General features: G+C 49.3%; 12 protein-coding genes and 1 pseudogene. All 13 read right to left on the reverse strand.

Translation table 11 applies throughout. The annotated features are described in order from the left end of the window. Positions 1-2: 2 nt before the first annotated feature. Positions 3-785 (reverse strand): ABC transporter ATP-binding protein, encoded by a 783-nt coding sequence (locus DWZ16_RS02230; protein ID WP_118481851.1) that lies wholly within the window; start codon positions 783-785, stop codon positions 3-5. Next, positions 773-1,627 carry an ABC transporter ATP-binding protein gene (locus DWZ16_RS02235; RefSeq protein WP_107000777.1) on the reverse strand — a complete coding sequence of 285 codons (855 nt, stop codon included), beginning with the start codon at positions 1,625-1,627 and terminating at the stop codon, positions 773-775. Before DWZ16_RS02235 ends, DWZ16_RS02230 begins: the two co-directional genes overlap by 13 nt. Further along, positions 1,624-2,448 (reverse strand): nickel/cobalt ABC transporter permease, encoded by an 825-nt coding sequence (opp1C, locus tag DWZ16_RS02240; protein ID WP_107000778.1) that lies wholly within the window; start codon positions 2,446-2,448, stop codon positions 1,624-1,626. The genes DWZ16_RS02235 and opp1C overlap by 4 nt, the downstream gene beginning before the upstream one ends. Continuing rightward, on the reverse strand, positions 2,448-3,389 hold the full coding sequence (gene opp1B, locus DWZ16_RS02245) for a nickel/cobalt ABC transporter permease (protein WP_117796486.1): 942 nt from the start codon (positions 3,387-3,389) through the stop codon (positions 2,448-2,450). The genes opp1C and opp1B overlap by 1 nt, the downstream gene beginning before the upstream one ends. A gap of 11 nt (positions 3,390-3,400) precedes the next feature. Further along, positions 3,401-5,026: a nickel ABC transporter substrate-binding protein gene (gene nikA, locus DWZ16_RS02250; RefSeq protein ID WP_118481853.1), complete on the reverse strand. Its 1,626-nt coding sequence runs from the start codon at positions 5,024-5,026 to the stop codon at positions 3,401-3,403. 193 nt (positions 5,027-5,219) lie between these two features. Beyond that, positions 5,220-6,098, reverse strand: coding sequence for a LysR family transcriptional regulator (locus tag DWZ16_RS02255; protein ID WP_243015201.1), 879 nt, complete (start codon positions 6,096-6,098; stop codon positions 5,220-5,222). Positions 6,099-6,248: 150 nt separating this feature from the next. Continuing rightward, positions 6,249-7,048: pseudogene (locus tag DWZ16_RS02260) on the reverse strand (energy-coupling factor transporter transmembrane component T). Beyond that, positions 7,045-7,908: an energy-coupling factor transporter ATPase gene (locus tag DWZ16_RS02265; RefSeq protein ID WP_118481855.1), complete on the reverse strand. Its 864-nt coding sequence runs from the start codon at positions 7,906-7,908 to the stop codon at positions 7,045-7,047. The pseudogene DWZ16_RS02260 and the gene DWZ16_RS02265 overlap by 4 nt, the downstream one beginning before the upstream one ends. Positions 7,909-7,910: 2 nt before the next feature. Next, on the reverse strand, positions 7,911-8,771 hold the full coding sequence (locus DWZ16_RS02270; RefSeq protein ID WP_022359383.1) for an energy-coupling factor transporter ATPase: 861 nt from the start codon (positions 8,769-8,771) through the stop codon (positions 7,911-7,913). Positions 8,772-8,920: 149 nt separating this feature from the next. Beyond that, entirely contained in the window at positions 8,921-9,937 is a 1,017-nt protein-coding gene (locus DWZ16_RS02275) for a peptidylprolyl isomerase (RefSeq protein WP_118522220.1), read from the reverse strand. Between the two features lie 193 nt (positions 9,938-10,130). Continuing rightward, complete coding sequence (locus tag DWZ16_RS02280; RefSeq protein WP_118481857.1) at positions 10,131-10,787, reverse strand: Maf family protein; 657 nt, start codon at positions 10,785-10,787, stop codon at positions 10,131-10,133. A gap of 99 nt (positions 10,788-10,886) precedes the next feature. Continuing rightward, a complete protein-coding gene (locus tag DWZ16_RS02285; RefSeq protein WP_117796491.1) occupies positions 10,887-11,348 on the reverse strand; it encodes a divergent PAP2 family protein in 462 nt (153 codons plus the stop codon). 77 nt (positions 11,349-11,425) lie between these two features. Then, positions 11,426-12,871 carry a glycogen synthase GlgA gene (gene glgA, locus DWZ16_RS02290; protein WP_022358456.1) on the reverse strand — a complete coding sequence of 482 codons (1,446 nt, stop codon included), beginning with the start codon at positions 12,869-12,871 and terminating at the stop codon, positions 11,426-11,428. Positions 12,872-13,080: the final 209 nt, after the last annotated feature.

The raw sequence follows: 13,080 nt of genomic DNA on the forward strand, positions 1-13,080 counted from the left end.
ATCTAAACGATCGCCTGCAGCAGCCTGCGCGCATATTCATCCGTTGTCTTTCCCAGCTCCCGGACCGGACGGCATTCTGTGATATGTCCGCGGTATAAAAACAGCACCTCATCGCACAGATAGGTAACCGACGTCAAATCATGCGTAATAAATACATACGTCAGATTCAGTTTCTCCTTTAAATCTATAAGCAGATCCATAACCTGCACCTGCGTATGTGCATCCAAAGATGAAATCGCCTCATCGAACAGAATTATCTCCGGTTCGCAGGCTACCGCCCGGGCAATGCAGACTCGCTGGAGCTGACCGCCGGACAATTCATGGGGATATCGATCCAGAAAATCTGAACTTAGTCCCACCATCTCCATCAGCTCTCCGGCACCTTTTTTTATTTTCTCTCTTGAAAGCTTCCGGATTCCCTTTTTACGTGCTGCTGCCCGCTGTCCCTCCGCCAGAATATCCCGTATACGGAAACGCGGGTTCGCCGAGGTTGTATAATCCTGAAAAACAATACTGATTTTCTTCTGCAGATTCTTTCTCCCCTGACGGTTTCGATAAATCTCCTCCCCATCCAGAAGCACCTGCCCGGAATCCGGTTTTAAAAGTCCGCAAAGGACACGTCCAACCGTCGATTTTCCGCTTCCAGTTTCTCCTAAGATCCCCAGGCAGCTTCCCTTTTCCACCTGCAAAGATACGTCAAACAGCACCTGGTCCCTGGAGGTTCCAAACAATTTATCCTGACGCTCACTCCGGAAGCTGACACATATATCTTTTAATTCAAGCATAATTCCTCCTGATTATCCAGGCAAAGCCGGTAGCGCTCCATGACCGAGCGCCGTGTCTCTGCAAGCATCCGTGTATACGGATCCTTTGCATGCCTTAAGATATGTTCAAAATCGCCCTGTTCGACCAGTTTTCCTCCATTCATCACGACGATCTCGTCCGCAATCTTCGAAACCGCCCCCAAATCATGGGAGATAAATATCATCGCCGTATGACTTTCTTCCTTGATCCGCTGAAATTCCTTCAAAATTTCAGCCTGGGTGATGGCATCGATTGCCGTTGTCGGTTCATCTGCCACCAGAAGTGCCGGCTTCATCGCCAGTGCCAGCCCAATCATGATTCTCTGAAGCATTCCTCCGGAAAGCTGGTGTGGATACTGCCCCAGCACTTCCTCCGGATTATGAATTCTCATTTTTTCCAATACTTCCAGGGAAATCTCCCGGATCTTTGCCCGATCCCAATCTGTATGGGCTGCAAAGGTCTCGGCCATCTGGCTTCCAATCCGGTAAAGTGGATCAAAGCAGGTCATCGGATTCTGGAGAACCATGCCTATCTTCTGCCCACGCAGCCGCCGCAGTTCATCCCGTCCTGCCCGGCATAGATCCTTTCCCTCAAACCATGCCTGTCCTTCTATCCGGAACTGGCGGTCCAGAAGTCCCAGAATTGCTTTTACCGTCATGCTTTTTCCGCTTCCGGATTCTCCCAGAATACCCAGGCACTGCCCCGGCTCTACCTCAAAGCTTACATTCTCGACCAATTTTTTCTGTTTATTTCTGATTTTCAGTTCTACATTCAGTCCATCCACCCGCAGAATCGGCTGCACCCGCTCATGATTCAGGCTCATTTCTGCACCTCCTTCGGATCCAGCACATCCCGCAGGGCATCTCCCATCAGGTTAAACGCTGCTACCAGAATTACCACCGCAATTCCCGGAACCAGCATCTGTACCGGATTGCTGGTGAGGACATTCTTCGCCTCGCTCAGCATCGCTCCCCATTCCGGTGTCGGTGCCTGTACACCCAGTCCCAGAAATGAGAGGGTTGAAATATTGATAATCGCCCATCCGACATCCAGAGAGGATAAAACTGCCAGATCTGCCGCAATTGACGGTACAAGATGGCGAAATAATATAAAAGATTCTGGTGTTCCTATACATCGTGAAAAGCGCACAAAGTTCCGGTCACGATACTGCATAACACCTGTCCGGATCATCCGCGCATACCAGGCCCATTTAATAAACACATTGGCCAGAATTACATTCTGCACGCTGATTCCCAACAGGGCTACCACTGCAAACACCATGATCTGGCTCGGAAATGAAAGCATTACATCGACTGTGCGCATGATCACCTCTTCCACGATCCCGCGGAAATAACCTGCCAAAAGTCCCATCAACGCTCCCAGGCCAATCGTTCCAAGCATGGTCAGGACTGCCAGCCCCAGCGTCGGACGGATTCCATAAATCATTCTCGACAAAATACACCGTCCCAGATTATCGGTACCAAGTGGATACTGCTGGCTGAATCCGGCAAATTTATTTAAAATATCCGTTGCATACGGATCATTCGGTGCGATAAACGGTGCAAAGATCCCTATGAGCGCCACGATAAGCACCAGACCAATCGTTCCAACGGCCGCCCGGTTTCGAATCAATCGTCCTACCATCAATGACTCTCCTTTCTAAGACGCGGATCTGAAATTGTCTGAAGAATATCAAATAATAAATTAAATCCGACAAATAGTACTCCGATCAATAGCACATACGTCTGGATCACCGGATAATCCCGGTTAAAAATCGAGCTGATACAGAGTGTCCCAAGCCCCGGCCAGGCAAATACATTCTCAACGACGATCGTTCCGGAAATCAGCTGCGGTATGCTCATTCCGATCGCTACAATACAAGTATGCATCGAATTTTTCAAAATGTGTTTAAGAAGAATCTGCCGGTTTGGAATGCCTCTCACATTGGCATAGAGAACATAATCCTGTTTCATGTTTTCCAACATATTATTGCGGATCAGGCGGATATACGTCGATATATAACTCAATGATACCGTAAACGATGGCAGAATCAGGTGTTTAAAGCTCCCGCTTCCGCTCGTTGGAAGCAGATCCAGCTTGATCGAAACCAGCCAGATCAGAAGAAGCCCTACCCAGTATGCAGGCATCGCCGTTGTCATAAAAACAATCGCCCGCATGATGCGGTCAAACACACCATCCTTATAAACGGCACAGAGCACTCCAATCGGAATGCTCAGTACCAGAACCATCACAAACGATACACCCGCAAGCTGCAGAGTCGCCGGAAGACAGCGCATCAGTTCGCCCGCAACTGTACGGCTCGGATTGACGTAACTGATTCCAAAATCTCCCCTCAGACAGTCAGCCAGCCAGGAAATATATCGTATCAGATATGGTTTGTCCAATCCAAGTTCCGCCCTTACCTGTGCCACCGCCTCTTCTGTAATAATCGGTACCTGGCGGATGCGCAGTGCCACCTCCGCCGGATCGGATGGTATCAGGTTAATAAACACAAAACACACAAACGAAATGATAATAAGAAGCGGAATTGCCGACAGGATTCGTTTTATGATATATTGTTTCATTTATTTTTCCTTTATTTCTTCTCTCCAAAATAGAAATCAGCGAACGGAACCTCATACTGAGTCTGCGTAAAATGGAAGCCCTGCAGATCCGAACGGTAGATTGCCTTATTGCACTCATAAGTAAGCGGAATATAGACCGCATCCTCATGCAGACGGGTCAGCACAAATGTATACAGCTCCTGACGGCGCTCTTCATCCGTGGAAACCAGGATCTCTGTAATCGCATCATCGATATCTGCCTTATCTTCCAGTCCCTGCTGTGCCGCAAAATCTCCATAAACCGGAGCGCGCATCGCCGCCAGGGAGGACTGCGGGTCATACGGAGTTCCCCAGCAGATATTAAATACCATGTCAAAGTTTCCAGCCTTCATACTATCACGGTAAGACTGTTCTTCCTCTCCATGAATGTTCAGGGAGACACCCAGCTTCTGGTATTCGCTCTGGAGGTACTCCGCAATCGCTTTTTCCGTCACACTATCGCTGTTATAAAGCAGCTCCAGTTCCATTTTCTGGCCGTCTTTTTCACGTACGCCGTCTCCAGCCAACGTCCAGCCTGCTTCCTCCAGCATCTTCGTTGCTTCTTCCACATCATACTCATATGGGGTCAGATTGATATCGCAGTAAGGAACGGTAGATGCAAACAGTGTATCCGCCGGCTGTTCCAGACCATAAAAAATACCTTCTGAAATCGCTGCTTTGTTTGTCGCATGCTGAAGTGCCTTACGCACTTCCTTCTCATCCAGAATATCACGGGTTGTATTCAGTACAATCTGCCGGGTCGAGGTCGGATCCGATAACGCAACCGTAAAATTGTCATTTCCCGTATACTGGTTAATTGCATCCGCATCAATCATATTTTTACCGAAAATCAGATCAATTTCCCCTTTTTCCAGTGCCATGATACGCGTCTGATTATCCGGTATTACTTTTACCGTAATCTTTTTGATGGACGGCTGCTCCCCCCAATAGTTTTCGTTTGCTTCAAATACTGCATACTCATCTGTCACAAAATCGGTCAGGACATATGGACCTGTTCCAATGTATTCGTTTACGCCATCCTTTGTGCTTCCGTCCTTCATCGCCTTCGGAGAAATCATTGCAAACGGACGGGTAACTCCCAACTCTGTCAGCAGAGGATAGTACGGCTCCGACAGTTCGATCACAAAGGTTTTATCATCCGGAGCCGAAACCCCAACCAGAAGATTCATCATTTCCAGCCAGGTGTGACGATCTTTGTTTTCAATGATTGCATCAAAGTTTGCCTTGATCGCGTTGGCGTCACACACCTCTCCGTCCGAAAATTTCACTCCATCACGGATGTGGAACGTGTAGGTCTTTCCATCTTCACTGATATCCCAGCTCTCTGCCAGGCAGCCCTCATACCCATTTTCTGTAATATTGACTAAGGTCTCGTAGAGCATTTCCTGTGCATACATTTCACCTGCATACAGATGTGGATTCAGATCACGGATATCCCGGTAATTAACAAATACCAGTTCATCCTTCGTGCTCTCTGCCGATGCACTCTGCTCTGATTTTGTCCCTTCTGTACTGTTTGAAGCGTTTCCGCCACATCCAGCCAAGACAGCCACGGAAAGAACACCAGCTGCCGCTATGAGTCTTTTACTTTTTTTCATATATGTCCTCCTGTTATGCCTGACGCAGGTTTGAAAGCCTGCATCTCTTTTATCTACTTTGTTAAAACAATTCGTTTTTACCGGCAGATAAAAGGATAACATAGTTACGCACAACTAACCACTATCGTTTTACAGGGGGATTGCTATAACGATTTGTTATATCTAAACAATTAAAGCATTTTTTTGAAATGTTCTAAAAACACGCTGCCTCCGCACTCAGCTTTTCTTCATTCTGGTAAATATATCCGATTACCAGAAATGGTTCACTATTCCGGATCTTCAGATTACGGATTGGATATTGTTTATAATCCTCATATAAAAAATCAATTCCCAGGCTGCAGATATCGCTCTGCATCAGGAGATTCATTGTCATATGATCGCTATTGGTATGTACAACCGTATTCAGCATATCCGTACTGATCGCTCCCAGGCTCACATGGTTTAAATGATGCTCCATTGAGAAAAAATCCCGGATTCCGCTGACGAATTTTAACTGCGGAAGCTCGGTAAAATCGATACTCTCATCCTCATAACGCGGATGATTTGGTCCCACATAAACACAGGCAGGTTTGACATCCAGTTCCTGAAAAGACAATTTTTTGTGGGACAAAATATGCCGGAATGCCGGAACCTGTTTCTGTGCTACATACACAATCCCCAACTCCGAAATTCCCTGGGATACCTGATCACTAATCTCCTCCACACTGCCTTCCCGGTGGGAAATCTGGCACTCGCAGCCATATTTCTTATAAAAATCTGTCAGAAGCCTCGCAATCATGTTGCTCGGGTAGGTAGAAACGGTAAATTTCCGTTCCTGCGTATCTTCTGCCAGCGAGTTAATAAGACTCACATGATTTAAAATATTGTGTGCATACTCCCGGACCGTTTCTCCATATGGGGTAACCCTGAGCCCTCTGCTTGTCCGCTCAAATAACGCACGCCCCAGCTCCTGTTCCAGCATCCCGATCACCTTGCTGACATTCGGTTGGGATGTGTATAGGCATTCTGCTGCCTGATTAAAACTACCTTTTTCACAGGCAACCATAAAATATTCAAGCTGTTTTAATTCCATTGAAGTCCTCCTTCTGTTGTTCTCCATTCCACCTTATGTTAGCTGTAACTAACCAAAATACAAAAATCAAGAGGCACACAGCTTGCACAGCCTATGCACCTCTCTTTCGGTTCCAAAAGTGCCTACCCGCGGACAGTAACCCCTTTTTCGCTAAAAAACGATCCGCAGTACAATCACAATTCCCAGATAAGCCAGAAGAATCAAGTAGGTAATCCGGTCTCTCCTCTCATAATGCAGCGGCTTCATCTTCGTGCGCCCACTTCCGCCCCGGTAGCAGCGCGCCTCCATCGCCATCGCCAGATCCGTCGCGCGGCGGAACGCCGATACGAAAAGTGGCACCAGAATCGGGATCATGCTCTTTGCCCGCTGTACGAGATTGCCAGATTCAAAATCAGCGCCTCTCGCCATCTGTGCCTTCATGATCTTATCCGTCTCCTCAATCAGGATCGGGATAAAACGCAGCGCGATCGACATCATCATCGAGATCTCATGCACCGGCACATGGAGACGGTTCAAGCATCCCAGACTCCGCTCCAAGCCGTCCGTGAGCTGGTTCGGGGTCGTCGTCAGCGTCATGACAGAGGAACCAATCACCAGATACATCAGGCGCAGACCCATGAAAACTGCCAGCCGCAAGCCCTCATGCGTCACTTTTAAGAATCCTATCTGAAAAATCACCCGTCCATTTGTCAGAAACAGGTTAAAGCTGATACTGATAAGTAACAGGAACACGATCGCCTTGAGTCCCCGCACGATAAACTTAAATGGTACGCGTGAGGCGCGGACCGCCATCGCCAGAAATACGGTCGCTGCCGCATAGCAGAGCAGGTTATCCGCGAAAAATAATGAAATATGTAGATCAGCGTTCCAAACAGCTTGGTACGCGGATCCAGCCGGTGAACCACTGATTCGACCGGATAATACTGTCCGATTGTGATATCCCGTATCATTGTTTCTCCCTCCGCTTGTTATACAGCGCCAGAATCGCCTCCCGCGCCTCTTCTACCGTCGTGATCGCGTCGTCGATCGGAATCCCGCGCTCCCGAAGTTCCTGCACCACATAAGTGATCTGCGGCGCGGCAAGACCGATCGCCTCTAACTCCTTGTAATGGCGGAATACCTCCTTCGGCGTATCGTCAAACATCTTCACGCCGTCGTTCATGACCATGATGCGGTCCACGTAGCGCGCCATGTCCTCCATGCTGTGGGAAACCACCAAAATCGTCAGCCCATGCTCCCGGTTCAGGCGCTCAATCTGACCTAAAATCTCATCGCGCCCCTGCGGATCGAGTCCCGCCGTCGGCTCGTCGAGGATCATCATCTCCGGACGCATCGCCAGTACACCCGCGATCGCGACGCGGCGTTTCTGTCCGCCGGAAAGTTCAAACGGGGACTGCTTATAAAATTTTTCATCCATGCCGACCAGCTTTAAGGCATGGCGGGCACGTTTTTCCACCTCTTCCTGCGGAAGTCCCAGATTTTTCGGTCCGAAACAGACGTCCGTAAAAATATCTGCCTCAAAGAGCTGGTACTCCGGATACTGGAACACCAGCCCCACTTTACTCCGCAGATCCTTTAATTTATAACCCTGGCTGTAAATGCTGACACCCTGATACTTAATGTCGCCGCTGGTCGGCTTGATCAGACCGTTTAAATGCTGGATCAGGGTTGATTTTCCCGATCCGGTATGACCAATCAGACCGACAAATTCGCCGTCCTGAATTTCAAAACTTACGTGCTTTAATGCCTGGCGCTCTAACGCCGTGCCCTCGCCGTAGGTGTAGCACAAATCTTCTACCTGTATTGCCATCTCTATTCCTCTTTCAAAAGCGGTACCAGTGCGTCCAGAAGCTCCGATTTACGAAGGATTCCATCTGGAAGCGGAATTCCCTTTTTCTGCAGCTCCCACGCAAGCTCCGTCACCTGCGGCACATCCATCCGGTATTGTTTTAGTTCCTCCACGCGGGAGAAAATCTCCTTCGGCGTGCCGTCCATCACGATATGACCGTCATCCATGACGATCACGCGGTCTGCATCGACCACCTCTTCCATATAATGGGTGATCAGCACCATCGTGATTCCTTCCGCCCGGTTTAACTCATGGACGGTGCGGATAACCTCCTTGCGTCCGTTCGGATCGAGCATCGCCGTCGGCTCATCGAGCACGATACATTCTGGTTTCATCGCCATGACGCCCGCGATCGCCACACGCTGCTTCTGTCCGCCGGACAGATGGTTCGGGGACTGCTTGCGGTACATCGTCATCCCGACTGCCTTTAAGCTCTCATCCACTCGCTTCCAGATCTCCTCGGTCGGAACTCCGATATTTTCCGGACCGAATCCGACGTCCTCTTCCACTATATTTCCTATGATCTGGTTATCCGGGTTCTGAAAGACCATGCCCGCATTTTTGCGGATATCCCACAGATGCGCCTCGTCCCTTGTATCCATCTCCGATACAAAAAGCGTACCGTCGGTCGGGCTCAAAATGCCATTGATCTGCTTGGCAAATGTGGACTTGCCGGAACCATTGTGTCCCAGGATTGCCACAAAGCTGCCTTTCTCAATCTCCAGATTCACATGATCCAGGGCGCGCTTTACTTCCTCTACCTGCCCCTCTTCATCGCGTCTTATATAATCAAATACAAGATTGACCGCTTTTATGATATTCATGTATTTTTCCTCCACAGTATGTCCGCCTGACCGGACATTACCGTTCATTGTAGAAGAATTTTCCCCGGTAGTCAAGCGGTTGTTCCGAATTGTTATCCTTTTTTAAAAATAAGTTTACTTTTTATCCACCCGCCCCAGGTACAGACTACCTATTTGATCGCATATTCCGCGTAAATCTCAAAGAAATCCGCGTCATTTTTCTCGAACTCCGAGGTCAGATCCAGACTGTCCCAGAGCCCGCTGCTGTAAGAAACGGAGATCGTATTGCTGAACCGGTCGTAGATCTCCTGAAAGGCGCGTTTTTTCCGCTCCTCGTAGATGCGCTCCTTGCGCGCCGCCGTCTCGTCCTCGTCGTAATCGTCCGTACATTTGAGCACATAGTACGCGTCGTCCGCATGGATCACCTGGCTGACTGTGCCCTCGGCAAGGGAAAATGCCTCTTTCTCATAGGCATCCGACTCATCGCCGCGCCCCAGCACCCGGTCACTCACCGTCAGCCCCGCTTCATCGGCACAGGACTGGAAATCGGCATCTTCCTGCGATGCCGCCCGCTGGAAGGCGTCTGCCTCGCTCTCATCCGATGTCTTTATCTGACTAACATGGATCACCTTTGCCTCACTGTCGCTGACCTCCAGCGCCACATTGTCCGTGAGCTGTCCCGCCAGCTTCTCCGCCAGACCATAATCCTCATAGATATGCTGGACATCCGCCTCTGTCACGCCCATCGAGTCAATCGCCGACTGCGGCAGACGCCCAAAATACTCGGCTGCTGCCCGGTCCATCGCCGCCCGCTCCTCTGAAGTCAGGGAAATCCCCCGGTCGGCTGCCAGCAGGTTCATGATTTTCAGCTCATCCATAAACGAACGGATCTGTTTTTTTAGATACGTTTCAAAATCATCGCCCTTTTCTCCAACTGAAACGCCCCAGATCTGATCCGTACAGACCTCCTCATAGCGTTTTTTCTCCGTCATGGCGATCACCATCACTTCCGCGCGGGAATAACCTTTTTCATTCTTCTTTCCCACCACGATCGTGCTGCCGTCCGAGCCGCATCCAGTCAAAAGCCCCAGCTGAGCGCCAGCCCCGCAAGCAGGGCACACGCCGCCCGGTGGATATGGTTTGTCTTCCTTTTCTGTTTCTGCATGGATACTCCCTTTCTCCTGCATATTTTAGCAATTCCTGTCACATATTCTCTCTGAGCGGCTGATTTATTACTGTTCACACATATGACCAGCAGCGCTGCGTTCTGTCAATCCTTCCACTCTGGTTCACGGTCTGCCACCACGTTTTCTTACGGCACTTTCGGTTCCAAAAGTACCTACCCGTGAACAGTAACTTTCTTTCCATCAGCCATCCACCTCAGGCCGTATGCTTGAGCAGATCTTCTATCTTCTCCGGGCAGATCCGCTTCAATTCCTGATAAAGCCTTCCGACCGGCAGCCCCATCACATTCGTGTAAGAACCGTCGATTCCGCGGATATGCGCGGCAAAGCTTCCCTGAATGCCGTATGCGCCCGCCTTGTCCATCGACTCGCCGCAGTCTACATACGCCTCGATCTCCGCATCGCTCATCGGATATACATCCACCCGCGTCTCAACCGCAAAGCAGCTCTCCCGATCCTCAGTCAGGATCGCCACGCCCGTGTATACACGGTGGCTGCGCCCCTGGATCCGTCCGATCATCTCAAGCGCCTCATCCCGATCCGCCGGTTTTCCTAAAATCTCGTCATCCACACTGACAACGGTATCGGAACCAATGATAATCCCGGAAAATGGGATTTCCGTCGTCCGCGCCTCCTCACGCACCTGCGCCATCACATCGCGCGCCTTCTGTCCCGCCAGTTCCATCACAACCTGCGCCGGTTCCGTACAGAGCGGATTTTCCTCCAAAGTGCTCGGATGAATCTCCGGTTTCAGCCCAATCCGCTCCAAAAGCTCTCTGCGGCGCGGAGACGCACTCGCCAGAATTAACCGGCAGGCTGGTTTGATATTTTCTATGTCTCTTCTCTGTTCCATTGTTCTGTTCTCATTTCCTCAGTTTCATTTAACGCTTAGATACACGTTATCCCTATATTTATACCATCTATCAGCCAAAATGAAAAGATCCGATGTTCGTTATATGAACATCGGATCGAGAATAAATGCAATCAAAATGCCTAAAATCGCGCCTGCTGCTACCTGTATCGGCGTATGCCCCACGTATTCCTTCAATTTTTCCTGTAATACCACGCCGTCCAGCTTGAGGAAATCATCGAAAAGCAGGCGGTTCAGAACTCTTGCCTGCTTTCCTGTCTCCTGCCGGACACCGATCGCGTCATACATAACAACCATCGCCAGAATAAAGCTGATGGAAAATTCAAAGCTTCCCACTCCGTACCGCAGCGCCGCCGCCGTTGCCAGCGAACATACAGTGGATGAGTGGGAACTCGGCATACCGCCGGAGCCAATCAGACGCTCCGGGTTGAACGAATGGTTCAGCCCGATGTCCAGAATCGTCTTGAGCACCTGGGCGACCACCCACCCGGTCACGCCGGTCATCAGCGTCTGGTTTGATGTCAATTCCTGAAAAAAAGTCATGTTTCTCTCCTGTACTATCTTAATTCCTCTGTTTTCTTCCACACATATGCCACTGTCCTAAATCACTCGGTTCGTCATTAATATCCTATCAGCCAGTCATACAATTCCTGATATTTTCCAGCCGATGTCTGCCAGGAAAAATCAGCCGCCATGCCGCGGTCTACGATCTTGTTCCACTCGCGCTTCTTATTATAATAGATGTATTTTGCATAGCGGATGCAGTCGAGCATCTCATGTGCATTGTAGTTAGCAAAGGAAAATCCTGTTCCGGTTCCATCGTATTCATTGTATGGCCATACAGTATCCTTGAGGCCACCCGTCTCACGCACGATCGGCACGGTTCCGTAGCGAAGCGCCATGAGCTGGCTCAGCCCACATGGTTCAAACAGCGACGGCATCAGGAATGCGTCACAGGCTGCATATACCTTATGCGACATATCTTCCGAATAATAAATATTAGCGGAAACACGATCATTGTACTTCCAGTCATAGTGGCGGAACATATTTTCATACCGTTCATCTCCGGTTCCCAGCACAACCAGCTGTACATCTTCCGTACAGATCTCATCCATCACACACTGTACCAGGTCAAGTCCCTTCTGGTCGGTCAGACGGGAGACGATACCGATCATGAACTTTTTCTCGTCCTGCGCCAGTCCCAGCTCCGCCTGCAGCGCCTTTTTATTCTTGGATTTCTCCTTGCGGAATGTCTTTGCGTTATAATTTTGTACGATCCGTTTATCTGTCTCCGGATTAAATTCATCGTAATCAATACCATTTAAGATACCGCGCAGACTGTTGCTTCTCGCACGCATCAGACCGTCCAGTCCCTCGCCGTAGAACGGAGTCTTAATCTCCTCCGCGTAGGTGTTGCTGACCGTCGTGATCGCATCCGCGTATACGATGCCGCCTTTTAACATATTGCCGTCTTTGTAAGCTTCCAGCTTATCCGGTGTAAAATAGTAGTCCGGCAGCTCAGAGAAATGCTGGATTGTCTTCACATCCCACACACCCTGGAATTTCAGGTTGTGGATCGTCATGACGGACTTGATATCCCGGAAGAACTCGCCGCCGTGGAATTTGTCCTTGAGATGCACCGGGATAAGTCCCGTCTGCCAGTCGTGGCAGTGGATGACATCCGGCTTGAAGCCGATCACCGGCAGGGATGAGAGAGCCGCCTTGCAGAAGAAAGAAAACTTCTCCAGATCGTAATACCAGTCCCCATACGGGCGATCACCCCAGAAATAACTCTCATTATCAATAAAATAGAAGGTCACGCCCTCATATTCATATTCCAGGATGCCCACATACCGGTTCTGTCCCAGATAATCCATATAAAAATGGTTCACATACTTCATTTCATTGCGGAATGACTCTTTGATGCACAGATACTTCGGGATCATGACACGCACATCAAAATACTGCTTATCAAAACATTTTGGAAGGGATCCGACAACGTCTGCCAAACCTCCTGTTTTGATAAATGGAACCGCCTCCGATGCAATAAACAGAATATTCTTCATAGCTACTACCTCCCAACCGTGCCCGCTCGCGATCTGGCACCCTATTAAAATTATTATACAATAGAATCAGGGAATTAGAAAGTAGGCGACAGAGAAAAAAATCGGGAAATATATGACAAATAGTTCCGATTTGCAGACTGTATTTTCTGAATTGGATATTTTGCATAGTACCGGATGAATTATAAATTTTACCGCATGAAAAAGAATGT

Origin of the sequence: Clostridium sp. AF29-8BH, assembly GCF_003478145.1 — a bacterium.
GTDB lineage: Bacteria > Bacillota > Clostridia > Lachnospirales > Lachnospiraceae > Otoolea > Otoolea fessa.

Bases quoted from the DNA above. Each gene is read 5' to 3' on its own strand.
- DWZ16_RS02230 (WP_118481851.1), bottom strand. From the start codon at position 785: ATGCTTGAATTAAAAGATATATGTGTCAGCTTCCGGAGTGAGCGTCAG.
- DWZ16_RS02235 (WP_107000777.1), bottom strand. From the start codon at position 1,627: ATGAGCCTGAATCATGAGCGGGTGCAGCCGATTCTGCGGGTGGATGGA.
- opp1C (WP_107000778.1), bottom strand. From the start codon at position 2,448: ATGGTAGGACGATTGATTCGAAACCGGGCGGCCGTTGGAACGATTGGT.
- opp1B (WP_117796486.1), bottom strand. From the start codon at position 3,389: ATGAAACAATATATCATAAAACGAATCCTGTCGGCAATTCCGCTTCTT.
- nikA (WP_118481853.1), bottom strand. From the start codon at position 5,026: ATGAAAAAAAGTAAAAGACTCATAGCGGCAGCTGGTGTTCTTTCCGTG.
- DWZ16_RS02255 (WP_243015201.1), bottom strand. From the start codon at position 6,098: ATGGAATTAAAACAGCTTGAATATTTTATGGTTGCCTGTGAAAAAGGT.
- DWZ16_RS02265 (WP_118481855.1), bottom strand. From the start codon at position 7,908: ATGGCAATACAGGTAGAAGATTTGTGCTACACCTACGGCGAGGGCACG.
- DWZ16_RS02270 (WP_022359383.1), bottom strand. From the start codon at position 8,771: ATGAATATCATAAAAGCGGTCAATCTTGTATTTGATTATATAAGACGC.
- DWZ16_RS02275 (WP_118522220.1), bottom strand. From the start codon at position 9,937: ATGCAGGAGAAAGGGAGTATCCATGCAGAAACAGAAAAGGAAGACAAA.
- DWZ16_RS02280 (WP_118481857.1), bottom strand. From the start codon at position 10,787: ATGGAACAGAGAAGAGACATAGAAAATATCAAACCAGCCTGCCGGTTA.
- DWZ16_RS02285 (WP_117796491.1), bottom strand. From the start codon at position 11,348: ATGACTTTTTTTCAGGAATTGACATCAAACCAGACGCTGATGACCGGC.
- glgA (WP_022358456.1), bottom strand. From the start codon at position 12,871: ATGAAGAATATTCTGTTTATTGCATCGGAGGCGGTTCCATTTATCAAA.